Origin of the sequence: Polluticoccus soli (assembly GCF_029269745.1) — a bacterium.
Lineage (GTDB): Bacteria > Bacteroidota > Bacteroidia > Chitinophagales > Chitinophagaceae > Polluticoccus > Polluticoccus soli.
Map to the genome: position 1 here is coordinate 1,134,807 of NZ_JARJHT010000002.1, position 24,301 is coordinate 1,159,107.

The 24,301-nt window shown below is 45.0% G+C and carries 28 protein-coding genes; 18 read left to right on the top strand and 10 right to left on the bottom strand.

Features of this window, described 5'->3' with window-relative positions; translation table 11 throughout:
- Positions 1-73: 73 nt before the first annotated feature.
- Positions 74-976: a DUF58 domain-containing protein gene (locus tag P2W83_RS15905; protein WP_276134750.1), complete on the bottom strand. Its 903-nt coding sequence runs from the start codon at positions 974-976 to the stop codon at positions 74-76.
- A 141-nt stretch (positions 977-1,117) separates the two neighbouring features.
- Between P2W83_RS15905 and P2W83_RS15910 the strand changes: the two genes are divergently transcribed.
- The 9 genes from P2W83_RS15910 (at position 1,118) to P2W83_RS15950 (ending at position 8,082) form a co-directional block, all read left to right on the top strand.
- Positions 1,118-1,366 carry a hypothetical protein gene (locus P2W83_RS15910; RefSeq protein WP_276134751.1) on the top strand — a complete coding sequence of 83 codons (249 nt, stop codon included), beginning with the start codon at positions 1,118-1,120 and terminating at the stop codon, positions 1,364-1,366.
- A 27-nt stretch (positions 1,367-1,393) separates the two neighbouring features.
- Positions 1,394-2,323 carry a MauE/DoxX family redox-associated membrane protein gene (locus tag P2W83_RS15915; RefSeq protein ID WP_276134752.1) on the top strand — a complete coding sequence of 310 codons (930 nt, stop codon included), beginning with the start codon at positions 1,394-1,396 and terminating at the stop codon, positions 2,321-2,323.
- Positions 2,324-2,347: 24 nt separating this feature from the next.
- Entirely contained in the window at positions 2,348-3,448 is a 1,101-nt protein-coding gene (locus P2W83_RS15920) for an RluA family pseudouridine synthase (protein ID WP_276134753.1), read from the top strand.
- 144 nt (positions 3,449-3,592) lie between these two features.
- The gene (locus P2W83_RS15925; RefSeq protein WP_276134754.1) at positions 3,593-3,811 is read left to right on the top strand and encodes a Sec-independent protein translocase subunit TatA/TatB; all 219 of its coding nucleotides are present in this window, start codon (positions 3,593-3,595) and stop codon (positions 3,809-3,811) included.
- A 102-nt stretch (positions 3,812-3,913) separates the two neighbouring features.
- The gene (locus P2W83_RS15930) at positions 3,914-5,038 is read left to right on the top strand and encodes a lytic transglycosylase domain-containing protein (RefSeq protein WP_276134755.1); all 1,125 of its coding nucleotides are present in this window, start codon (positions 3,914-3,916) and stop codon (positions 5,036-5,038) included.
- A 66-nt stretch (positions 5,039-5,104) separates the two neighbouring features.
- A complete protein-coding gene (gene rpsT / locus P2W83_RS15935) occupies positions 5,105-5,359 on the top strand; it encodes a 30S ribosomal protein S20 (protein WP_276134756.1) in 255 nt (84 codons plus the stop codon).
- A 222-nt stretch (positions 5,360-5,581) separates the two neighbouring features.
- Positions 5,582-7,318 carry a T9SS type A sorting domain-containing protein gene (locus P2W83_RS15940; RefSeq protein WP_276134757.1) on the top strand — a complete coding sequence of 579 codons (1,737 nt, stop codon included), beginning with the start codon at positions 5,582-5,584 and terminating at the stop codon, positions 7,316-7,318.
- An 81-nt stretch (positions 7,319-7,399) separates the two neighbouring features.
- Positions 7,400-7,867 (top strand): hypothetical protein, encoded by a 468-nt coding sequence (locus P2W83_RS15945; protein WP_276134758.1) that lies wholly within the window; start codon positions 7,400-7,402, stop codon positions 7,865-7,867.
- A 2-nt stretch (positions 7,868-7,869) separates the two neighbouring features.
- The gene (locus P2W83_RS15950) at positions 7,870-8,082 is read left to right on the top strand and encodes a YwbE family protein (RefSeq protein WP_276134759.1); all 213 of its coding nucleotides are present in this window, start codon (positions 7,870-7,872) and stop codon (positions 8,080-8,082) included.
- A 2-nt stretch (positions 8,083-8,084) separates the two neighbouring features.
- On the opposite strand, the gene P2W83_RS15955 is transcribed toward P2W83_RS15950, so the two are convergent.
- A complete protein-coding gene (locus P2W83_RS15955; protein ID WP_276134760.1) occupies positions 8,085-9,410 on the bottom strand; it encodes a serine aminopeptidase domain-containing protein in 1,326 nt (441 codons plus the stop codon).
- 92 nt (positions 9,411-9,502) lie between these two features.
- Positions 9,503-9,901, bottom strand: a complete 399-nt coding sequence (locus P2W83_RS15960; protein WP_276134761.1) for a hypothetical protein — start codon at positions 9,899-9,901, stop codon at positions 9,503-9,505.
- A 249-nt stretch (positions 9,902-10,150) separates the two neighbouring features.
- On the opposite strand from P2W83_RS15960, the gene P2W83_RS15965 reads away from it, so the two are divergent.
- The 3 genes from P2W83_RS15965 to P2W83_RS15975 all read left to right on the top strand — a co-directional run bounded on the left by P2W83_RS15965 (position 10,151) and on the right by P2W83_RS15975 (position 12,382).
- On the top strand, positions 10,151-10,966 hold the full coding sequence (locus P2W83_RS15965; RefSeq protein ID WP_276134762.1) for a hypothetical protein: 816 nt from the start codon (positions 10,151-10,153) through the stop codon (positions 10,964-10,966).
- 88 nt (positions 10,967-11,054) lie between these two features.
- Positions 11,055-11,795, top strand: coding sequence for an MBL fold metallo-hydrolase (locus tag P2W83_RS15970; protein ID WP_276134763.1), 741 nt, complete (start codon positions 11,055-11,057; stop codon positions 11,793-11,795).
- An 86-nt stretch (positions 11,796-11,881) separates the two neighbouring features.
- Positions 11,882-12,382 carry a Dps family protein gene (locus tag P2W83_RS15975; protein WP_276134764.1) on the top strand — a complete coding sequence of 167 codons (501 nt, stop codon included), beginning with the start codon at positions 11,882-11,884 and terminating at the stop codon, positions 12,380-12,382.
- On the opposite strand, the gene P2W83_RS15980 is transcribed toward P2W83_RS15975, so the two are convergent.
- The 6 genes from P2W83_RS15980 to P2W83_RS16005 form a co-directional block, all read right to left on the bottom strand.
- Positions 12,379-13,935, bottom strand: a complete 1,557-nt coding sequence (locus tag P2W83_RS15980) for an NAD(P)/FAD-dependent oxidoreductase (protein ID WP_276134765.1) — start codon at positions 13,933-13,935, stop codon at positions 12,379-12,381. The two genes, P2W83_RS15975 and P2W83_RS15980, sit on opposite strands and share 4 nt — an antisense overlap.
- Positions 13,936-14,014: 79 nt before the next feature.
- A complete protein-coding gene (locus P2W83_RS15985) occupies positions 14,015-16,132 on the bottom strand; it encodes a protein-disulfide reductase DsbD family protein (protein ID WP_276134766.1) in 2,118 nt (705 codons plus the stop codon).
- Positions 16,133-16,224: 92 nt separating this feature from the next.
- Positions 16,225-16,917, bottom strand: a complete 693-nt coding sequence (purQ, locus tag P2W83_RS15990; RefSeq protein WP_276134767.1) for a phosphoribosylformylglycinamidine synthase subunit PurQ — start codon at positions 16,915-16,917, stop codon at positions 16,225-16,227.
- A 16-nt stretch (positions 16,918-16,933) separates the two neighbouring features.
- Positions 16,934-17,920, bottom strand: a complete 987-nt coding sequence (locus tag P2W83_RS15995; protein ID WP_276134768.1) for a hypothetical protein — start codon at positions 17,918-17,920, stop codon at positions 16,934-16,936.
- A 20-nt stretch (positions 17,921-17,940) separates the two neighbouring features.
- Positions 17,941-19,395, bottom strand: coding sequence for a hypothetical protein (locus P2W83_RS16000; RefSeq protein WP_276134769.1), 1,455 nt, complete (start codon positions 19,393-19,395; stop codon positions 17,941-17,943).
- Between the two features lie 29 nt (positions 19,396-19,424).
- Positions 19,425-19,673 carry a hypothetical protein gene (locus tag P2W83_RS16005; protein WP_276134770.1) on the bottom strand — a complete coding sequence of 83 codons (249 nt, stop codon included), beginning with the start codon at positions 19,671-19,673 and terminating at the stop codon, positions 19,425-19,427.
- A gap of 147 nt (positions 19,674-19,820) precedes the next feature.
- On the opposite strand from P2W83_RS16005, the gene P2W83_RS16010 reads away from it, so the two are divergent.
- The 6 genes from P2W83_RS16010 to P2W83_RS16035 all read left to right on the top strand — a co-directional run bounded on the left by P2W83_RS16010 (position 19,821) and on the right by P2W83_RS16035 (position 22,523).
- Complete coding sequence (locus tag P2W83_RS16010) at positions 19,821-20,477, top strand: DUF4294 domain-containing protein (RefSeq protein WP_276134771.1); 657 nt, start codon at positions 19,821-19,823, stop codon at positions 20,475-20,477.
- A gap of 21 nt (positions 20,478-20,498) precedes the next feature.
- Positions 20,499-21,233 carry a bacillithiol biosynthesis deacetylase BshB1 gene (bshB1, locus tag P2W83_RS16015; RefSeq protein ID WP_276134772.1) on the top strand — a complete coding sequence of 245 codons (735 nt, stop codon included), beginning with the start codon at positions 20,499-20,501 and terminating at the stop codon, positions 21,231-21,233.
- A 74-nt stretch (positions 21,234-21,307) separates the two neighbouring features.
- The gene (gene rpmB, locus P2W83_RS16020; protein ID WP_276134773.1) at positions 21,308-21,544 is read left to right on the top strand and encodes a 50S ribosomal protein L28; all 237 of its coding nucleotides are present in this window, start codon (positions 21,308-21,310) and stop codon (positions 21,542-21,544) included.
- Positions 21,545-21,576: 32 nt separating this feature from the next.
- A complete protein-coding gene (gene rpmG / locus P2W83_RS16025; protein ID WP_276134774.1) occupies positions 21,577-21,759 on the top strand; it encodes a 50S ribosomal protein L33 in 183 nt (60 codons plus the stop codon).
- Positions 21,760-21,783: 24 nt separating this feature from the next.
- On the top strand, positions 21,784-21,951 hold the full coding sequence (locus P2W83_RS16030; RefSeq protein WP_276134775.1) for a DUF4295 domain-containing protein: 168 nt from the start codon (positions 21,784-21,786) through the stop codon (positions 21,949-21,951).
- A gap of 167 nt (positions 21,952-22,118) precedes the next feature.
- Positions 22,119-22,523, top strand: a complete 405-nt coding sequence (locus P2W83_RS16035; RefSeq protein ID WP_276134776.1) for a hypothetical protein — start codon at positions 22,119-22,121, stop codon at positions 22,521-22,523.
- Positions 22,524-22,571: 48 nt separating this feature from the next.
- On the opposite strand, the gene P2W83_RS16040 is transcribed toward P2W83_RS16035, so the two are convergent.
- Complete coding sequence (locus P2W83_RS16040) at positions 22,572-24,254, bottom strand: pyruvate dehydrogenase complex dihydrolipoamide acetyltransferase (protein ID WP_276134777.1); 1,683 nt, start codon at positions 24,252-24,254, stop codon at positions 22,572-22,574.
- Positions 24,255-24,301: the final 47 nt, after the last annotated feature.

Here is a 24,301-nt window from a genome sequence, read left to right on the forward strand (position 1 = left end):
TATACACCCTTATTCTCACTTCACTTCTGTCAAAAAACTTCAATGGGGTGCAAAGGTATAAAAATCCTCTGAATTAGAGTAATTTATTTCGCTTTAATAAAAATGCATACAACACTTGTTCTACTGGTTCCGAAAGATCTACCGGGATACGGTCTATCTTATATTGATGACAGCGGGCTTCTATCATATCCTGGAATTCCTGCATTTGGTGTACATATTGCTCTTTTACCTGGTTAGGCTGCAATTTTATCTTTTCGCCACTTTCCATGTCCACAAACTCGTATGGCCGGTTTTCAAAATCGAAAGCCATTTCATGTTTACCGTCCATTATATGAAATAAAATCACCTCATGTTTGTTATACCTGAGGTGTTGCATCGCAGAGAACATCTCCTCAATCTGCTCGGCATCATCCATCATATCACTCAGAACTACGACCAATGACCGCTTGTGCATCTGCTCAGCTACCTGGTGCAGTGCTGAGGCTGCATTCGTTTTTTTATTCAGCGGGCTATACGATAGCGTCTTCTCCAGCTCGTGGATGAGCAAGCGGTAATGACTATGAGCCGACCTGCAATCGGAGAAATAATATATCTCCTCGTCAAACAAGGCTAAAGCCGCGGCGTCCAACTGGCGTTTGGTTAGTTGAAAAAGGCTGGCGGCAGCCAGGCAGCCAAACTGCAGTTTGCTATACTTTTTCTCATCTTTAGGAAAATGCATGGAAGACGAAGTGTCTAGCACCACGCAGCAACGAAGATTGGTCTCTTCTTCAAACCGCTTGATAAAAAGTTTATCGGTACGCCCATATACTCTCCAGTCTATGTGCCGGAGCGGGTCGCCTTGATTATACAATCTGTGCTCGGCAAATTCGACCGAAAAACCATGAAACGGGCTTTTATGGAGACCGATAATAAAACCTTCAACTACCTGCCGGGCAAGCAGTTCGAGGTTTTCTACCAGGGGATTTGGCTGTATCATTGGGTCATCTTGACCTAGTAAAGTTAAGCGAAATCAAACGTGCACGGCTACATCAGGCGGCGAATTCAATTATTATTAACGTTTGCATTGCGCTTTTGAAAATTTACTTTTATCTTCAACCGTTCAAATAATAGTAACCCAATGAAATTACGCCTCGTACTGTTAGCTGCTGCCTCCCTGCTGTTGATCACAAGCATGACCTCGTGCCGACGTGATTATACATGCCAGTGTGAGATAACCTACAGCGGACAGCCCGGCTTACCTGACACTCTACTCCGGGACTATCCTATCACCGAAACGAAAAAGAAAGCCAAATCGCTGTGCGAACAAAACTCGGTTGAATCTGAGATGGATGGCATTAAGACAAAGGAAACCTGCTACTTATATTAATTGCCTTATTTTTGAGCCATACAAGCTATGGCAGATACAATTCAAAAATCAGGCGCTATTTTTTATATAAAAAGGATCTTAGGATTAATACTGCTGCTGGCACTCGCAGCAGTATTTTTATTTTCAGCCTATAGTAAACTGGTTTCATTCGAGGCCTTTCAGTGGACATTTGTTGACCTAGGCGTATCCAATATCATGGTAGCTTCGGTCATTGCACGGCTATTTATCGGGTTTGAATTCCTGATAGCGTTTTTCTTATTGTTCCATATTTACCTGACAAAGGTCACCTACCCTGCTACCATATTTATGTTGCTGGCACTCACAGGTTACCTTGTCTTCCTGCTGGCAAAACAGGGAAACACAGGCAATTGCGGATGTTTCGGCGACTGGATCTATATGAAACCTATGGAGGCCATATGGAAAAACGTGGCTATGCTGGCGGCTGTAGGACTCTTGTATATTTTATACCCTGTTCGCCCTTACAAAGGCCAGGAATGGCTGGCGGCTATTGTAACGCCTTTTGTTTTGGAGCCACTAAATGTGAACAACACGCCAGAAAAAGCCAATCTGCCTATCAACCTTAGCCTGCTATATGAAGCCGGCTCTCAAAAACCAGAAGTAGAACTGCGGTCGGGTAAACACATTGTTGCTTTTATGAGTCTTACCTGCCCACACTGCAGGAAAGCAGCCTATTTTTTGCAAGTATTAAAGAAGAATGATCCCAAGCTTCCTATTTACTTGGTATTGAATGGAGATCCAGAGAATTTCAAAGCGTTTTTCGAGGAATCGAAAGCCTATAGGGTACCCCACATGTTATTCGACAACAAGCCCGCATTTATTGAACTGGCCGGAGAGTACGTGCCTGCCATCTATTGGGTAAACAACAGCGTGATCGAATACAAAAGCAACTACACCCAACTTGACCCACAGTTGATAAAGAAGTGGGTAAAACAATAAATTTGCAGCCTTAATGCCATACTAATGAGCGGAATTGACGAAATAGAAGATATAGACGACCTGCTGGACGATGAGGATGAACAGGAAGGAGAACAAACCTCTGCCGAGCCGGTGGAGCGCCTGCGCATTGTAACAGATAAGCGCCAGGAGCCGCTTAGGATCGACAAATTCCTGATGAACCGCGTGGAAGGCGCGACCCGCAACAAGATACAGCAAGCGCTTGAGGAAGGCTTCATTAAAGTGAATAATGAGGTTGTAAAACCTAACTATAAAGTAAAGCCGGGCGATGAGATAATCGTTCTCGATACCCGCCGTCCCGAAACTACGGAGATCATACCCGAGCCACTACCGCTGGATATAGTGTACGAGGATGACGATGTGATGGTGATCAATAAAAAGCCAGGTATGGTGGTTCACCCCGGCTGCGGCAACTACTCCGGCACATTGGTTAATGGCCTGGCTTATTACTTTCAAAAAGAGCATATTGAAGTGACCTCGCTGCACCGTGTAGGTCTCGTACACCGCATAGACAAAGACACAAGCGGTCTGATACTGATCGCCAAGACAGAAAAAGCAATGAGCGATCTTGCTTCACAGTTCAAAAAGCACACCGTACACCGCCGTTATATTGCGTTGGTTTGGGGCAATCTCGAAGAGGACGAAGGAACCATCAATGCACACGTAGGCCGCAACCTGCGGTTCAGGAAGATCATGGCAACATTCCCCGATGGAGACCATGGCAAAGAAGCCATCACCCACTATAAGGTGTTGGAACGCTTCAATTATGTAAGCTTACTGGAACTGCGACTGGAAACCGGCCGCACCCACCAGATCAGGATTCATATGAAATCGCAAGGCCACCCACTTTTCAATGATGCTACCTATGGCGGCGACGGCATTATTAAAGGTACTGTGTTTGCCAAGTACAAGCAATTTGTAGAAAACTGCTTCAAAATACTGCCCCGGCAAGCCCTGCATGCCAAAGAACTAGGTTTTACCCATCCCAAAACAAGGCAGTGGATGCAGTTCGACTCTGAGATACCTGACGACATGAAACAGGTGATTGAAAAATGGCGCACTTACACCAGCGGGATGACTCAGCAACTGAGAGACCAGTTAAGTTAGAACGTCCAACACATAAAGCTTATCGACATAAGTCGGTTTTCCAGTTGTTAAATATTAACTTGCCAATGTTAAAAGGTAAGCTCGGCTGGTTCTAAGTGGCTGAGATGCCGTATTTTTGCTGCATACTCATTTAAACAGATTGTTATGTCATTATTAGCGATTCAACCGCAATTGTTGATTTCTATGCCAAGTGGTGGAGAATGGATCACCATCCTGATCGTTGTTATTGTACTATTTGGTGGTAAGAAAATTCCGGAACTGGCTCGCGGTATTGGCAAAGGCATTCGTGAGTTCAATGACGCTAAAGAAGGCGTTAAGAACGAGATCGAATCTGGTATGAGGGAGAAAGAGAAGGCTCAGTAAGGCCTTAGCTGCTAGTGCAGCCGTGTTTACAGAAACATTAAATCTGGGAAAGAAAGTAGCCCATTGGGTTGCATTGTTTTCACCGCTTAAAACGATCAAAACATGCAATTAAGAGATCTTTTACTGAGTTCGTTAGCCACACTCACCATAGCTTCGGCAAGCGCGCAAACCGGCCAAAAACCGGCGCCGCATACGAAGGTGGTAAAAACTGACACCATTGTTATCCGCAAGCCGCTTGTAAAGCCTGGTATGCCTGCTCAGACGCTGGCAGCCAATGCTGTTATGGCAGTTCCGGAAAAGAAGCCATACAAGCCCGTGCCCCTGGCTGGCGAAAAGGCGTACTACGGTACAATGGATGATTATATCAAGGAATTTGTGAAGAAGTACCTCCGTGTGCACCAGCAAACACTTAGCGTGGTGATGGGACGTGGTAATACTCAATTCTCCCTGATGGACAATGTGCTGCAACAGCATGATATCCCAAAAGAGCTGAAATACTTAGCAGTTATCGAGTCTGCGCTCAACCACAATGCAGTATCGCGTGTGGGTGCGGTAGGGCCATGGCAATTTATGGCGTCGACAGCGCGCATGATGGGCCTGAAAGTAAGCGGTAAGAAAGATGAAAGAAGAGACTTGTATAAGTCGACCAACGCGGCGGCAAAATACCTGGCTTACCTCTATGATCAACTAAATGACTGGCTACTTGTGGTCGCTGCTTATAACAGTGGTCCTGCACCGATACACCGTGCTATAGCACGCACCGGTAGCAATAGCTTCTGGGATATAAAACAGCATTTGCCTAAAGAAACCCAGGGTCACGTGATGGCATTTATTGCTACGGCTACCATATTTGAGAACATGAGCAAGTTCATTGGTATCAGCGACCTGCCTGACGATATGAGCGTTACTAAAGAGGATGTTGCGCTTGTTGACAAAAAGGCAATGCCCAAAAAACCGAAGATCGTCTTCAGCGACGATGAGTTGAAAAACATGGCTATTGTACGCTTGTCTGAACCGCTGAGTGAAGAACTGATGGTGAAAGAGCTGGGGCTTGATAAAAAGACCCATGACAAATGGAATCCAGACTACGACATGTACGAAATGGGAACATATGCAACAGAATTCTATAGTCTGCGTATACCCAAAGAAAAGCTGGATAATTTCATTGAAAAGAAAGAAATGCTGACGAAACGCTCCAGGCAGATCTACAGCGCTCTGAATATGTAAGAAAATATTTTTCAGTTACAAGTTTTTGTACTACCTTTGCAGTCCCTTAAAAAGAATATTAATTAGATGGCAAACCATAAAGCAACCAAAAAGGATATCCGTCAGAGTGAAAAACGTCGCGAGCGCAACCGTTACTACGGTAAAACCACTCGTAATGCCATTCGTACCCTGCTGGCTACTACCGATAAAGCTGTAGTTGCGGAGCAACTGCCGAAAGTGATATCTATGATCGATAAACTGGCTAAACGCAATGTTATTCACAAGAACAAAGCCAGCAACCTGAAATCAGGTATCGTAAAGAAATTGAGCGCAGTGGCTTAAGCCTTTTTATATATCTCATTGAAAAATCCCCGGAATTCCGGGGATTTTTGCGTTTCTCCAGAATATTTTTCCGGCACTTTATTAACTAGCAACTAATAAGGCGATAAACATCAATAACTTATAGGAAACTAGCTACAAACGGTCACTAATTCCTATTTTTTTAATGCGGTTTGATTGTTATATTTATTAACAATACAATAACAACCCTTTAAAAAGTAGAAGATGAAACACCTTTTATTCCTCGTTCTTTTCGTGTTGTTTGGTGAACTGGCTATCGCCCAGCAGTATTCTGTAAATAGCACCACTGGTAGCAACAGCTATCCTTTCAACACTACAGCTGGTAACAAAGTAGCCTGGCTATACCTGCCGAGTGACTTTGGCACACCTCCTGCAGGCACGATTACCGATATATATTTTCGGACATCTTCATCGGCAACCAATGCCACGTACACCAATTTCTCGATCAAAATGGGATTAACGTCAACCTCTGCGTGGACGTCGTCTACATATCCTGCAACAGGGTTGACCACCGTTGTCTCCAGTGCATCGTATGTAATGGCCTCCGTTCCCAACATAGCTAGCGGCTGGCAGAAGATAACGCTTCAAACTCCGTTTGTTTTTGACGGCACATCAAACATCATCGTCATGGTAGAAAGCCAGAGCTATTCAAATGGCTTTTCGGTTTACCAAAACAGCCTGACAGGCCGTCGAATATATGGTACATATGGGTCCGCCTCAGGCAGCGGGTATGATGGTACCTATGCAGGTTTTGGGTTTGATATCCTAACATGCCCTTCTCCTGTTTTAAGCGCACAGCCTCAAAACAAGAACCAGTGCGAGGGTACAAATGTCAACTTCTCTGTGACTGCTACCAACACCAGCTTTTACCAATGGCAAGTGAATACCGGATCTGGATTTGTTGACATTAACAACAATGCCATTTACAGCGGAGCAACTACAAGCAGCCTCAACGTAGCAACGATATCAATGCCTTATAATAACAATCAATACCGTTGCATTCTTACGGGTGCGTGTAACAACCCTGTTACATCAAACGTTGCAACGCTTAATGTAATGCCCGGCGCAACGATCACTAATCAAACAATGTCGGGCAGTGTATGCGAAACAGCGGCAACGAGCATGAATGTGACCGCCTTCGGCTCAGTAACCAGCTACCAGTGGCAAATGGCAATTGCAACCGTCGGTATTTTCAGCGATGTGCCAAACTCATTCCCGTATTCGGGCACCACATCGCCAACACTCAACATCGTTAATACACCAGACACCTTAAACGATTATATTTTCCGTTGTGTAGTATCAGCGACAGGACAATGTAGCGGGGTAACCTCTGCCTCCATTCCACTTACCGTTCTTACCCCACCGGAAATAAATCCAGGCGGTCCGGTAGACCAGAAAGTACAGCCTACTGAAGATGCTGCGTTCACAATCTCTGTAAATGGTCAGAATTATAATACCTACTGGCAGGCTAGTGCCGACGGCATTACCTATTCAAATATAAATGACAATATTCTTTATAAAGGCACAAAAACTTCCACCCTGCTGGTGAAAAACCCTCCGCTCTCCATGGCCGAGTGGTGGTTCCGTAGCATTATTAAATCTACCGATCCTGGCTGCGGAATATATCATGATACCAGCGCACCGGCACAGCTTAAAATGTACCTGCCAAATTCGGTTTCAAATGTAGTGGGCGAAGGTGGCATACTGCTCTCCCCCAACCCGGCCACCGGCGCTGAAATTTTTATCGATAACCAAACAACTGTAAGGAACGTTAACGTTACTGTAATCGATAATCTGGGCAGAACGGTATTGGCTACCAGATATCAGCTGGCAACAGGCAGCAACCCGTTAAATATTTCACAATTGGCGCCAGGTCTGTATACTTTGCGGCTCGCAGACGATACTGGCAAACTCATCAATAGACGATTCACACGGCAATAAAAGCTTTTACCCATTACTTTAACCGTCCGCCAACAAGCGGACGGTTTTTTTGTACCTATCTTTGCAGCAAGTTTTGTTGATATGAAAGACCTGCTGAATAAGATGACTGAAAAGGTGGCTGAAACAAGAGATGCCGCTGTTGAAGCTTTTGAATCTAACCTGAACTTCGCTAAGTTTTCGGAGAAGTTTACAGGCATGAGTGATAGCGCCAAAGAGAAATCTATCAACTTCATGAATGACCTCATCTCTTTGTCACCCATTATTGACGAGATCGGATTTGCTACAACAGGCATCACAGTAAGCCTTGGTCTTCCACCCGATGTGACATTCCACTTTCAAAAAGCCACCGACATACCCACAGAAAAAAGGGATGCTATCCTGGAGCAGCATAAAGACAAAGCAATGCTCAGTACAATAGTAAAAACATTATTGCTTGCCGATAGCTATCAGCAAAAACTAAAATTGGGTTCATTCCACTTTACTAATATAGATGTGTGCATTGGCCTGACAGGCGGTGTAAGCTTTCAATTAGTTCCGAAAGACAAATAGAAATGAATAAGAACGGGCAATACCGTGCCGATGTAAAACCCGGCATGGAAGTGGATATTATTTTAAAGAAAGACCAACGCACAGGCGAACGCACACGAGGATATGTAAAACGTCTGCTCACTAGTGCCACTTATCATTCACGTGGCATTAAGGTAATGCTGGATGATGGACAGGTAGGCCGGGTTATAGAAATAATAGACGAAGAAACGGAGTAGGATCACTGCATCACACCTTTCATCCAGCCTGTTAACTTGTCGGCAAAGCCTTGATGAAAATTATCCTTCTTATAGGCTGCATCCATAAAATGCTTGTGCGCACTTGGCCAGTCAGGGTTACGGATCATTAGATGGTCTACATCCGCAATATTGAGATGCTCAGCATTGCCAGGATGCGTGCTGTTTACCGCACGAACAATCAGCTCGTGCTCCAACTCAGAACAGGCTACAAAATCGGCACCGCCAAATACTGATAGAACTTTTGCGTTTACATTGCTCCAACTCCTGGCCAGGTCAACGGAATCAAGCTGCTGCCAGAAACGCCAATGTCTGCCCCACATATGTTGCGCGCCAGGAGTGTATTCAAGTTCACTCGCAACCAAATCCTTGTACTCAGGGTTCTCATACAATTCTGCCGGTGATTTTTTTAGCCTGAAATATTCGTAGTAAACTTTTTGGATGAGCCTCGTCCGGTCTTCAGTTTCTGCATAACTCTTTCCATCGAGCGGCCACTGCACTCTGTGCATCTCTAACAGAAATTCACTCCAGGGACGATACACTGTCGCAAATGCTATCACACCACGAGGCGAATGCTTTTCCGCAATTATTGGTGCGATCACGCCACCCATAGAATGCCCAAAAATGAACAGGTTATTCTTGTCGGCATATGGAAGGCGCTCCATAAATTGATAACCAGTTTCAAAGACCTGTATGTCTGTTGCCAGATCTGCATCCATACAGGAAACACATCCATAGCTATCGCCGAGACCCGTTTTCTCTATTGTCACCACAGCAAATCCGTTGGAGATCCAGGTATTGATCAGTTTTCCATAACTGCCTTGTCCATAGCCTTCTACTGATCCACAATTATAACCGGGAATAAACAAGATCGCAGGCATAGATTGAGACCGTTTAGGCTTTCGCACAATAGTGCGCAGCTTGCAATTGCCCATTTGCGCCCAGCCATACACCACTTCTCCATTAGGCAGTGTATCAAAAGGCTTCATAACTGCAATCGATCTCTTCTCTCTTGTATTACTGCCGCGCTTAAACTTTACTACGACTTTATCGCCGGTTCGTATTTCACTCGCTACCCGGTTATAAGCGGACACATCAACGATCATCGTTCCATTTAATACCACGATGGTATCGCCTTTGCGCAAGCCCATTGTATGGATCGTGGAACCCGGTATAGCTGTATCGAGTGCCATACCGCGTTCAGAAAAAGAACCATTAGCGCCCATCCATCCTTTGCGAACAGCCTCTTGTGCGATTGCTATGTTAGTTGCAAAAAGGAAAAGAATAACGAAAGAAAGCGTGCGTTTCATGCGCGGTATTTTGCATGAAACTAAAAACAAGAAATGCCCCGTAAAAGCCAATGTGTCAAAATCACCCTGAAAATCACACTGACATGTATAACCTAGTCATACATGAATTTTTCCTTCTGAAACAGGTAAGAAATATCGCCAGAGGAACGATCATATCTGACACCGATATAAACGTCTTCTGTAAGTGAGAATTTCTCAGTTTTGGTAGCCGAACCATTCACTACCACTTTAAGCTTATGCTTACCTTCCTTTATCTCTTTGTGCACAATACCATCAGGCAGGCAAACCCCTAAAACATCATTGGTTGTTAATTGCTTATCGAGTATCTGCTCGTCGTCAATATAGATCTGGACCTTATCGTTTTCAAACTGGGTTTGCACGTCTACACCTACATTATAGATTTTCTTAGCTTTCTTATTGCAGGACGCTAAAACATTAACTGCTGCAAGGCTTATAGCGATCAACACAATCGCGCATATGTTGCGTTTCATAAAGAACAGATTTCGAATAAAGTTACCGTAGTAACGTCAAATAATTACGTTCTATTGTAGAGTTTTCGATGCAGATCATAACTAATTGGATATAAAAAAGCTGGTTGATTTCAGGCAAAGTTTTTCGAAAGGTTTTGCAAGATATTGCCGGCAAAACTACCTAAGACTCGAACGCCAAGCTAACTTGCTTTAAGCAACGAAGCATGCTTTCAGTATGTCTTCAAAACGAGAACAAACCAAAACCCAATCATGAAAACCATAAAAGCCGCCAACATTACTTTACTGATCATATTAGCAGGCTTAGCTTTCCGCTCAACCGCTCAACAGACAGCTGCAGACCCGCAAGCAGTGGCAAATAAACTATCAAACCCCGTAGCCAACATGATCAGCGTACCCCTTCAACACAATTCTGATTACGGTATCGGGCGCCATAACGGCTCAAAATACCAGGTAAACTTTCAGCCAGTGATACCGTTTGCTTTGAATAAGAAGCTCAATTTGATCACACGATGGATCATACCCGTGGTAGACCAGCGCGACGTAGTTGCAGATCATACCAGCGAGTTCGGGCTTAGCGATGCCACGATCAGCTTTTTCTTTTCCCCTTCAACACCCAAAAAAAGCGGTATCATTTGGGGAGCAGGGCCAGCTTTTCTGGTGCCCATCGGCACCGATGATCTGCTAAGCACACGGAAGTGGGCAGCAGGCCCAACCTTGCTACTATTGCGACAAGCCAATGGCCTTACTTATGGATTTCTAACCAACCAGCTTTGGTCATTTGCCGGAGATGATAACAGAAGCGATGTCAATCAATTATTCTTTCAACCCTTTTTTGCAAAAAACTGGAAAAGTGGCGCAGGTGTTACGCTCAACTCCGAAATGACTTTCAATTGGGAATCAGAGACAACGTCCATCTTCATTAATCCAATTGCTTCTGCAGTCACGAAGCTTGGCAATCAACCTGTACAGCTGGCAGTAGGTCCACGCATGCCGGTTGCCGGGAGCAAAGAAAGCAGGCCTGACTTTGGTTTAAGAGCAGTCTTTACCCTGGTCTTTGCTAATTAGTGTGATTGGCATAGCATGTAGGGTAACAATTCACTGCTGCTTCAGGGCATTGAATTTGTGTCTAGCTTTACACAGCAACAATACCGTTATGAAAACATTCTTCCTTCTGCCACTGTTTTTGATAGTTGCCTGTACAACCGGCGCACAACTGCACACCGACGAATTTCCAGTTGAAAAAGGCAAACTTAAGATAACACCGGTTCAGCATGCTTCGTTGGTATTACAATGGAAAGGCAGAACGATCTATGTGGACCCGGCCGGGGGTGCAGAACGTTACCAAAGTCTTCCCAAACCTGAGATCATTCTGATCACAGATATCCATAGCGACCATATGGATAAGAAAACGCTGGACGGTTTGAAAAAAGACAAAGCAGTTTTTATTGTTCCCCAGGCAGTAGCCGATTCCTTAAAACCATTGTACACCAACAAAATGATCATTATGAAAAACGGTGAAAGCGTGACCGAACAAGAGGTTGGCTTTACCGCCATACCTATGTACAATCTTCCTGAAACCGCAGATTCACGTCATCCCAAGGGCCGCGGAAATGGTTACGTTATAAATATCAGCGGCAAGAACGTGTACATTTCGGGCGACACAGAGGACACACCAGAGATGCGTGCATTAAGAAATATAGACATCGCGTTTGTGTGCATGAATCTGCCTTATACCATGGATGTGAACCAGGCAGCCAGCGCAGTGCTGGAGTTTAAACCGGGTAACGTTTATCCCTACCACCATCGTGGCCAGGATATCAATGAGTTTAAACGGCTGGTGAACGAAAAGAATAATGACATTAACGTAAGACTTCGGGATTGGTATCCTGAATAGACAACTTGCAACGCCGTCGTGACCGTCAGTAACAAAGCAACTGTAACGGTACAATTTTTATCTCTAGTCTTTGAAAATCTGCACTTATGGCAAAAGCCGCTAAACACAGCCTTACTAAGAAAACACGCATTGGCCTGGACCCTAACAAGTCGAAGGCACTAGCTGAAAAATTGAATTTACTTCTCTCTAATTACCAGGTATTTTATATCAACACAAGAGGATTTCACTGGAATATTTCGGGTGAAAAGTTCTTTGAACTGCATGTAAAATTCGAACAACTCTACAACGACCTGGCCACTAAAATAGACGAAGTAGCAGAGCGCATTGTAACGTTGGGTTATCCACCCATACATTCATTCTCTGGTTATCTGAAGAATTCACAGATCAAGGAGGAAACCAACATCACTGAAGGTAAAATCTGCGTGCGCATGATCGTTGACAGCATGCAAACTATTCTCGACAGCCAGCGGGAGATCCTTCACCTTTCTGCGGAGCTGGATGATGAGGGCACCAACTCGCTGGTAAGCGATTATATACGCGAGCAGGAAAAACTGCTGTGGATGTATTCGGCCTATCTCGGTGCTTAAGACAAGTGATTGATCGCAGACTCTACGCAGCGCTCTCCGTCGATGGCAGCGCTAACGATACCCCCTGCATACCCGGCGCCTTCCGCGCATGGGTAAAGACCTTTTATTTGCGTGTGCTGAAGAGTGTCTTTATCGCGAGGTATGCGCACCGGTGAGCTTGTTCTGGATTCAGTCGCCACCAGCAGCGCATCATTGGTAAAATAACCACGCATTTTCTTGCCAAAGTCAACAACAGCTTTTCTTAAAGCCTCGCTTACCTCTTTAGGCAGTACATCTTTGATTGCTGCGCTGTGCACGCCCGGCAAGTAAGAACAGTTTGGTAGCGTCGACGATATTTTTCCATCTACAAAATCGCCCATACGCTGAGCTGGCGCGACCAGTTTGCCGCCACCAATAGCAAAAGCTTTTTGTTCTACCATTTGCTGGTATTGTATGCCGGCCAATGGGCCCGTAAAACCGTATGCGGCATAGTCACGCTCATCTACGGCAACCACAGTACCGGAGTTGGCATATGGATTATTCCGCTTGGATGGCGACCAGCCATTTACCACTACTTCACCCGGTGCAGTTGCAGCCGGAGCAATGATACCTCCGGGGCACATACAGAACGAGAATACTCCCCTGCCATACTCCTGGGCAACGACAGAATAGCTTGCCGGCGGCAGATAGTCGCCGCGTAAATCGCAATGATATTGGATCTTATCTATCAACTGTTGCGGATGCTCTATACGTACGCCAAGTGCAAAAGGCTTTGCTTCTATTTCGATCTTCTTGTAGTGCAACAATGCGAATATATCGCGTGCTGAGTGGCCCGTTGCCAATACTACCACGCGGGTTGGGATCGTCTCGCCATCAACCGTTTTTACCCCTGCTATCGCATCTCCGTCCAAAAGAATATCGGTCAGCTTTTTTTCAAATAACACTTCGCCACCACAGGCTATCACCTGCTCACGCATAGCAGTGATAATGTGTGGGAGTTTATTCGTTCCTATATGCGGATGCGCTTCATACAATATCCGTTCATCCGCACCAAAGTGATGGAACAGTTGCAGTATGCGTTGCACATTGCCACGTTTAGTAGAACGGGTATATAGTTTACCATCGCTATAAGTACCGGCCCCACCTTCGCCAAAGCAGTAGTTGGATTCGGCATTTACGATACCTTCTTTATTCATTGCTGCCAGGTCACGGCGGCGGCGGCGTACATCTTTACCTCGCTCCAACACTATGGGTTTATATCCAAGTGATATAGCTCTCAACGCCCCAAACAAACCTGCCGGACCAGCACCTACAATCACAATGTGCGGCGCATTCGTCACGTCACGCAGTTGCGGATCAAATGCTGTTCGTTCCTCTACTTTTTCGTCAATGAACACCTCCAATTGCATAACAACCTTAGGCTGTCTGCTACGGGAATCGATAGAACGTTTTTGAATGGAATAACCTGTAACACGTTTGGCTTGCACACCTGCGTCTGCAGCAGCGGCGCGTTTTACCAGTGTGGCGTCTGAGGCCTCCATCGGAGGCAGGGAAATGGAAACTGTCTTTCTCATCTGCGTTAGGTTTTTATCCTAAAAAGCGGACTGTTATTTCATAAAGATGTGCCGACTAAGTTGTAGTCGGCACCAAATATTATTTTACTGAAGCTGCATATTTTTCTTTCACCCTATCCAGGTGTTTTACAAACTTCTGAACGTCTGGGTCGTAAGGATAACCTTCCTCAGCCAGCTTGTTACCATTCTCATCGATAAAGAAATAGAACGGCTGAGAATTCGAATTAAACTTAGCGGCCTGCAGGTCTTCATTCCTATCGCCTACAGTAACCACATCTGCCTGCAATGCTTGCGAATAATATTGCTCTTTAGCCGGCAGGTCTTTCTTATCGTAATCACAATACAACGATGCTACGATAAAGTCATTCTTTAATCTCTGCGCAACTTCTGGTTTAGACCATACCTGTGATTCCATCTTACGGCAGTTCACACAGTTGATGCCGGTAAAGTCGAGCATAATTGGTTTCTTCAGGATCTTAGCCGCTGCAATTGCCTCTTCATATTCAAAATATGTAACCAGCCCGAGGTTCTTCACCACCGGAGGCTCGTAAATGCGCATTTCCTCAACATACTTTACCGGAGCTACACCATTGTCGCTGTGAGTACTGGCGTCTCCATGGCTTGCACCGGAACCGCCAGCGCCAATTACAAAGTCCTGGGTTCCCATAGGCGGTACAAACTGGCTCATACCGTTAAGCGGCGCCCCCCACATACCAGGGAACAGGTATAATGCAAACGTAAAACTGCATATCGCGAGAAACAAACGGAAGATCGAAACGTATTCCTGTCCGTAAATATTTTTGGGGGTAGCGTCATCGTGCGACAGCTTCAGTCTGCCCAGCAAGTAGAAGCCTAACAGTATTGCTAGCACAATCCAGATCGCAATAAATATCTCCCGGTCCAGCAAACGCCAGCCCATGGCGAGGTCGGCATTCGAGAGGAATTTCAGCGCCAGCATTAGCTCAAGGAAACCGAGCACAACCTTTACCTGGTTTAGCCATCCACCCGAAGCCGCCATTTTATTAAGCAAACCCGGGAAGATCGCGAAGATGGCAAACGGCATAGCAAGGCCGATAGAGAAACCAAACATGCCTAACATAGGCCCTGCAATACCACCTTTACCTGCTATTACCAACAGAGGACCAACGATGGGCCCCGTGCAAGAGAAAGACACGATCACAAGCGTCAGCGCCATGAAGAAGATACCTCCAAAGCTGCTCAATCCAGCCTTCGAATCTGTCGTACTGGTCCACGAAGAAGGAAGTGTGATCTCAAATGCTCCAAGGAACGAAATACCGAAGATGACAAAAATGATAAAGAAGAAAAGATTCGCGATCCAGTTGGTCGATAGATTATTCAATGCATTACCACCAAACATCACCGATATCAATACACCTAGTATCGTAAAGATGATGATGATCGACAGCGAATAGTAGATGGCATTCCTGATACCTTCTGCACGTGTCTTGCTACGCTTTGTGAAAAAGCTCACGGTTATGGGTATCATAGAATACACACAAGGTGTCAGCACCGCAGCGAAACCGCCTGCAAGGGCCATGAAGAATAACCACAGCAGCGATTTTTTTTCTTCTTTAGGTGCATCATCTGCGCTAGCACCCTCAACCACCGCTTTATGGGTTGTATTCATCCCAGCTGCGGGCGTAATTGCAGCACCTATTAGAGAATCCGCCTTAGCGGTATCTGCACTTACCGTATCTGTGCCGGATGCCAGTTCCGGATCATTGATCGTAAAGGTGAAGCTCTTGGTTTTAGGAGGTAAGCAACCCTGCTCATTGCACGTCATGTAGCTATACTTACCGGTTATCTTACCATTAGCAGTAATTGTTGCCGGCTGTATATAATCTACCTTTTTGAAATAGTGTACAGTGCCGATATCCTCAATGGTCTCGTCTATACGCTGTCCTTTTTCGGTAACCTTGCCGTTTAGCTTAAAGTTCTCACCTTTGGTAAAATTGAATTCAGGTGGCGGGAAACTTCCATCTCCACCGGGATCAAGCGAATAGATATGATACCCGTTCTTTACATTCACATGGAATATGAGATCATATTCATTCCCCTTCTTTTTCTTAGCCTCGAATTTCCATTCTGATGGATCTTCAATGATCTGGGCGTTAACCGTCCATGATATGAAGAAGCTAAGCGCTACAAGTAGCGCCGTTCTGAAGTGTGTGACCATTGCTGTAAAGATTCTTTTCTTAAGTAAAGAAACCCAAGATATTGTTTTTCGTTTGGTTCTCTTAGTGACTTTAAGATAATTTTAGCTTACGCTTAGTTCATATGCGTGAACGCCTGCAATATCGCGCGACCGTCGATATTACTTAATTCTCCACTGCAAGCACGCTCAGGATGTGGCATCATACCAAACACGTTACGGCTTTCATTGCAGATACCGGCGATATTATTAGTAGCACCGTTGGGATTTGAACCAATGTGCACCTCGCCTTGCTCATCGCAATAGCGGAAAACTATCTGGTTATTCTTGTTCAGCTTGTCGAGAGTGGCGGCATCAGCATAATACCTGCCTTCGCCATGCGCTACCGGTATTTGTAGAATGTTTTTTCCTACGCTTTTGCCAACCATGTTCTGGTCGTTCTCAGATTTGATGTAAACGTTTTTGCAAACGAACTTCTGATGGTCGTTCTGCAGAAGAACACCCGGCAGCAATCCTGCCTCGCACAGTATCTGGAAGCCATTGCACACACCAAGCACCTTGCCACCTTCGTTAGCAAACTTGATTACCTGCTCCATCATCGGGCTAAAACGGGCGAGCGCTCCGCAACGCAAGTAGTCTCCATAAGAAAAACCACCCGGTAATACGATACAGTCATCTTTGGTAAACATGCTCAGGTCGTTGTCTTTGTGCCAGAGCATCACTACTTCCTGTCCAAGATCATCCTGTAATGCATGCATCATATCCCTGTCGCAGTTTGAGCCGGGAAATACAATAACTCCAAATTTCATTATAAAAAGTGTTCTGTTAATAGTTATATGCCACCTGGCATATGATTATAAATAGCAGAGAGAAGTAAAATGTAAAATTACTAAACCGTTTGCTTTTTTCAAGACTTAATGGCTGTGCAACGATCAAACTCAATGCTGGCATCATTATCAGCCATCCATTTTTTATTGTCGCGTCAGTTGCGCCTGATGCCACCACCGATAACAAAAAGGCCACTGAGATCATTACCCAACTACGACGCAGGAACACAGCAGAGCGCTGCATTTGCCCTTGCATTACGTACAAACCCAGTATTAGCAGCACTACCAACCCAACAATCACCGTGACAGCATAAAACCCTGCTTTGAAATGCGCTGGTATTGCGAACCCGGTATGGGGCCAAAGTTTAATAGCTGGAAATCTATCTATAATAAAAAGAACACCTGCAAAAAAATACAAAGGTGTCAGGTACCCCATCAGGCTAACTATCCATTCTCCTGCGTTAAAACTGCGCAACAGGATGAGTGTGGCAAACAGTAAAATAAGAAATACAGCTGCAGGGAAATGAACAATAGCTGCACATGACAGCAAAAAACCTGCGTTATATATCTGTTTGCGGGGTTGATTTGTCTGGTGAAACGAGAGCAAAGCATAAAAAGCCCCTATTAAAAACCAATTATGCACCAGTGCCTCGCTAAAATAACTGAATGATGGATGAAGCGATGTCAGCAATATATAAGCAAACGCTACGAGATAAGTGGGTCGGCCAAACAATCTGTACCTTACCGTAATAGCATTTAGCAATAATGCCTGCCCGAATATCATGATGACCGCGAACATAGTATAACCAAAAGCACTGCGGCCTGTAAGTACATCAAAAATGTTTAATACGCCTTCATAAAACACGTGGTCCGCCGTCACGGCCGGCAATTGTGGTACCGCCAATGCCTGCAATTTCACCAATAAGGTGAAAATAAACAGAATGAGTACCGTATAGGGACTATTATTCCTAAAAAGATGGAGCACTGGCAGCTTTGATTTGGGCGCTAAAATACAACTTTGGCAAAGCAAATCTGCTTTCTGCGTAAGCAAGGCACTACAGTTTCCCTTGCCGCGATCTGTTTGCCCGAACGGGGTAACCAATCCGGGTCATCCGACTTACCTGCAGCCAGCGAACGCATTGTTGCTTTGCCAGTGGGATCTATCGTTGCAAGTTGTATGCGAGACCTGCTGGAATTAAAGTCGTTAAATAAAAATCCAAGCATGCCTCCTGAATTGACCAGGTTGAAAGAGGAAAAAATCCCCCCGTCTTCCTGTGAATACTGATCTTTCCTAATGAATGTATGCCATTCCCTTACCCCCTCTGAGTTGTACGACGTTACAAGTATATCCTGGTAGTGATATTCGCGAATAGACGCCGATAGAGATGGATAATACCAGCTATAGTAACCATATCCGGGGCCTCCTCCATTCCTGGTAGTGACAAAGTAGTCTTCAGCTATGAAAACAAAACCGCCATCATTTTTTACAATGATGTTTTTTACGAAGAAATCATTGAATGCTTTTTTGGTGTTTCTTTCGCCCGTAGCATTGCGAAGACGCTCATCAAAAACAATGTCCTTCCTATTTTGAAATGTCCTGCTGGCCAGATCGTAATAAGTATACAGCACCCCTTCGTAGTTCCCATTCCTTTTTTCAGAATAGAACCCGCCTACATATATTCTGCTTTTGCTGTTGTCCATTTTCATGTATGTACCAGCTGCAAATTTGCCATTTAGCGGCAACTCATTTACCTGGAATTCATTAGTATTTTCTACAGGAACAGATAAAAGCCATAATTGATCAGCGAAGTTGCGGCTACCAACAGGTGTATATACGGGCAGATGGAAAGAACCATCATTCGCAGCTATCCCTTCGCCGTTAGCTATCTCGTTATCGGCATGGAAACTAGTGGAAACAGTTTTCTCAACATCCAGACCCGAAGTAAGCCACCTACCATTGAAGGTCAATGTGCTTCCTTTTATCACTGATGAGTAAACAATGATGTGTTGCTTATCTTCAGATACGGAAGAAGAAAAATACTCCCGGTTGGGACCAAAGAAACCAGTCTTTACAGAATCAAGCGCTAGGGGTCCTACTTTTAGCATTCCCGCCTGATCTAGCAATGCCGCATATTGTACAACCATGTTCCGTTCTATGGACTGGTACAACACAATTAATTTATCAGGATAAGACACGAATCGCGTTTCATATATCTTTTTCGGAAAAAAGTCGAGAATCACAGTTGCCTGTCTTTCCATTTTTTCATTGAAGGCATCAAGATAAAAACCCTCTGCAGAACCGCGGTATGTGTATAGACGATTACCTGACTTCCCTACCACAGAAAAATCACCTGTACGGAAATCGAACTTCTCGGACGGAGAATAAAATACCTCCTGTGATCTTGCTCTACCGATCATCCCACATATCACCACCAACAGAAACAATACCTTAACATTCATCTCAAATAGTTTTCCGGGATAAAACTTAATTATTTAGTTCCAGAGCTTGAATCAGCAGACATTACAGCCTGAACAATTGAATCGGCCTTAGCTTTCACTTCTATAGACATTCTCCTGTCAAGGTCTTCCATAGCAAGCGCATTGATCTCTTCCATTTTTATTGCGACCAGGGAATCAACCTTAGCATCAATGCGACTTTGTGTTATGGCTTGTTTCTTGGCTTTGCAAGCACCAAGACTCACAATAGCGGCGAGTAAAAAGACAGCCGTTTTGTTCATAGATATCCGTTTAGCGGGTAAATTTATTACAATAGTGCTGACTTTGCAGTTTTCTGCGCCGCCATAGGTTATTTTACCATTTCTTTTAATTTTTTTTATAGGTTTGAATACCTGTATTGTGAGGAAAAAGTAGGAAATTTACATAGTATGACCTGCAAGTATTTCAAGAGTCTGTTGTTTGTGTTGGCGATGCTTCTTGCAGGGCGTTCTTTTGCCCAGCCATCAGGAAACGACAGCATATTATTAGGCGGCATTGTAGTCGGAACCGACACGTTCGCCATGGCATTTCTGCCCGATGTCACTATTACAGACAAGCTTCCTAAAAAGCTTGCCAGACAGCGCGTCCGTATGGATAGGCTAAAATACAATGTGACCAAGGTGTATCCTTATGCCATTGTTGCAGCCGATGTCTTAAAAGACGTAGATGTCACCTTGGCGAAGTATGATAACGACAAGGCTAAACGCAAAGAATATCTTAAATCCCTTGAACGGGAATTGAACAGCCGTTTTAAAGGCGAATTGGAAAACCTCACCATTACACAAGGTCAAATTCTTGTTAAATTGATCAATCGCCAAACGGGTAAAAACTGTTTCAGCATCATTCGTGAGCTCAAGGGAGGTTTCTCTGCCGTTGTTTGGCAATCTGTTGCACTACTATTCAGTAACAACCTGAAACGCGAGTACGACCCGGTTGACCGCGACAGGGAAATAGAATATGTTGTTGCCGAGCTGGAAGCAAACAATTATTACAACTGGAGATACCAGCGCCAGCAGGCCATGCGCATGCAGTCCGGAAGATATTAATATGTATCTTTGCGGCCTGCTATGCAAAAACTGCACATTCTCGCGATAGCCGCGCATCCTGACGATATTGAATTGAGCGCTGCTGGGACACTTACTAAGCACGCAAAACTCGGCCAAAAAGTAGGTATTCTCGACCTTACACAGGGAGAACTGGGGACACGTGGTTCCGGGCCATTGCGGTTGCAAGAGGCAGCCGCCGCGGCCGAGGTGATGGGTATGGCAGTACGCGAAAACGCCAGCATGGCTGATGGATTCTTCCAAAACGACAAAGAACACCAATTAAAGCTGATACAATATATCAGGAAGTATCAACCGGATATAGTTATAGCGAATGCCCTCGAAGACCGCCATCCGGACCATGGCAAAGGAGGTAGATTGATAGCAGACGCCTGCTTTTTCGCCGGGTTAAGAAAGATCGAGACTAGCCTGGATGGTGTTGCACAGGAAGCATGGCGCCCCAAGCGAATATTCCACATGATCCAGGATCGCTTCCTCGAACCCACTATCATTGTTGATATTTCAGACAGCTTTGAGCAGAAAATGGAGGCCATAAAATGCTATAAAAGCCAGTTTCACGACCCTAATTCTAATGAACCGCTGACCTATATTGCCAGCCAGGATTTCCTGGAAAACATACGCTACAGGGCTTCCTTGCTGGGAAAACGCATCGGAGTGAGGTATGGCGAAGGGTTTATATGCGAAAACACGCCCGGGATAGCAGATCTGGACAAGCTTTTGCTTCCGCAAATGGCTTAAAACAAAAAGTTTGTAAAATATTTTGTCATTAGATAAAAAAACTAGACCTTTGCAGTCCTTAAAAAATTATAAGCATGGCACGCGTTTGTCAGGTAACAGGCAAAAAACCCATTACAGGTCATAAAGTATCATTCTCTAACAAGAAAGCAAAACGTCGTTTTCTGCCCAACCTGCAGACTAAGCGTTTTTACCTGGTTGAGGAAGACCGTTGGGTGACTCTTAAATTAGCAGCAGATGCAATCCGTACCATCAACAAGAATGGTCTGTACTCTGTAGTAAAAGAACTTCGCGCACAAGGCGAAAAAATCTAATTTTAATTAAGAAAGCATAAAAGAATTATACGATGGCTAAAAAAGGAAACCGCGTTCAGGTAATTTTAGAGTGCACCGAGCATAAAAACAGCGGTCTGCCCGGCACCAGCCGTTACATTACCAATAAGAACAAAAAGAACACTCCTGAGCGTATAGAGTTGAAGAAATACAACCCTATCATGAAGAAGGTGACAGTTCACAAAGAAATTAAATAATTTATTTTTAAAATATTCTGAGTCATGGCAAAAGCAGCTAAAACCGCGATCAAGAAAGATCCAAAGCTTGCAGCGGAAGCTAAAAACTATACTAAAGTTATTAAAGCTGTACGCAGCCCTAAATCTGGCGCTTACACTTTTAAAGAAGTAATCGTTCACAAAGAGAAAGTGAAGGATTTCTTAGCAAAATAAGACAGCCTCTATAGACTAAGACTATAGCCTTAGGACTTATAAACATACTTCATCAAGCCATCCAACCGGGTGGCTTTTCTTTTTGCATTCTTTAACACAAAACATTGAGTTTCAAATAGCTTAGGCACAGTCTTTTTACCCCTTATAGCGTACAAAACTGTTGTGTTATGGACAGGACAATTCATATGAGCGAAAGGAAGAAAAATGTACTTGGTGTGCTGAGTTTCATCCCGTTATTAACGTTTTTGACATTCGTAGGTTACTTTATCTACCTGTGTCAGCCGTTGATCAAGGCCAATACGTTGTTTATTGACCACGAAAGCCTGGCAACGATCATGTCAAACCACTATCCAACACTGCTGGTACTGTCGATGCTGGCCTTCTTTACTGGTATCATCATGCTGATATACTACCTGGTGCACATTACCCGACTTACATCGATGAACTCGGGTGAAAAACTGGCCTGGATGGTATTTATGGTCACTTTCGTGGGTATCTCCTTCCCTATATTTTGGTTTAGCGAGATCCGCCACGAACCAGAACACCTCCCAATATATCCGGATATCGCTTAATATCCGGTCATCATAAAAAAAGCCCGCTCTGTGAGCGGGCTTTTTCTTTTATACCAACATTGTAACCGGGTTTTCCAGGTGCGCTTTAAGCGTCTGGAGGAAGCGGGAACCAACGGCCCCGTCTACTACCCTATGATCACAGCTTAGTGTTAATTTAAGCAGTTGCCTTACTACCACCTGGCCATTCTCTACCACTGGTGTAGGTGCGATCTTACCCACAGCCAGGATACAGGCATCCGGCGGGTTGATGATGGCTGTAAACTCATCTATATCCATCATACCCAGGTTGGAGATGGTAAAGGTATTACCGGTAAATTCCTGGGGTTGCAGTTTCTTATTACGGGCCTTGTCTATCAGGACATTAGCCTCATCCGATATCTGCGACAGCGACTTCTGATCTGCGAATTTGATAACCGGTACTATCAGGCCTTCATCTACCGCCACTGCAGTACCGATATGGATGTGCTGGTTGGTGCGGATGAAATCACCCATCCATGAGCTGTTCACTTCAGGATGCTTGCGCAGCGACATTGCCACCGCCTTGATGATCAGGTCGTTGAAAGACACTTTAACCGGCGATACATCATTGATGTGCTTGCGGGCCTTGATCGCATTGTCCATGGTAATGGTCATGCGGAGGTAGAAATGCGGCGCGCTGAACTTGCTCTCGGCGAGACGCTGGGCAATAACCCTGCGCATCTGGCTGAGTGGCTTGTCAGTATGACCTTCCTGGCCGATAGGTGCGAATTGAGGCACCTGACCTTGCTGTGGCTGCTGAGTTGTTGTCGTTTGTTGTCCTTTTTGAGCTTGCTGCGGCTGGAAGTTGTCGACATCGCGTTTGATGATACGGCCGTTGTCGCCGCTACCTCTTACCTGCGATATATCGATTCCTTTATCCTGCGCCAGTTTCTTAGCAAGCGGAGACGCTTTTACGCGGCCACCATCGCCTGAAGACTGTTGCTGCTGTTGCGCTTGTTGTTGCTGAGCAGGTGCAGGCTGGCTTTGCTGTTGTTGCTGAGCCGGAGCTTGCTGCTGAGTTTGTCCGCCACCCTGAGCTGGCGGTGCTTCATTCAAATATGGTTGGATGTCTGTGCCTTCTTTACCTACGATGGCGATAATACCATTTACCGGTACGCCTTGACCTTCTTCTACGCCCAGGTACAACAGGGTACCATCGGCATAAGGCATTACTTCCATGGTTGCCTTGTCGGTTTCCACATCGGCCAGTACATCGTCGCTTTTTACTTTATCGCCTACTTTCTTGTGCCATGCTACGATCTTACCTTCTTTCATGGTATCGCTCAGCAGTGGCATACGAACTACCGTAGCGTCGCCTGGCTTAGGCGCTGGGGCTGCTGCTTGCTGTTGCTGAGGTTGCTGCTGCGCAGGCTGTTGTTGTGCCTGTTGTTGAGGAGCTTCCTGTTTGGGCTGCTGACCACCATTTCCGCCGCCGTTACCTTTTTCAGCATCCAGTATCGACTGGAAGTCCTCGCCTTCTTTACCTATTATAGCTATGATACCGTTCACCGGTACGCCTTGTCCTTCTTTTACACCCAGGTACAGCAGTGTGCCGTCCACATAAGGCATAACCTCCATGGTCGCCTTATCGGTCTCTACATCTGCCAATACATCGTCACTCTTTACCTTGTCGCCAACTTTTTTATGCCAAGCCGCAATCACACCCTCTTTCATCGTATCACTCAATAACGGCATTCTAATCGCTTCGGCCATAAGTCTTGAATCTATTTTTTAATAACGGCCCAAAAGTAAGTCTTTTG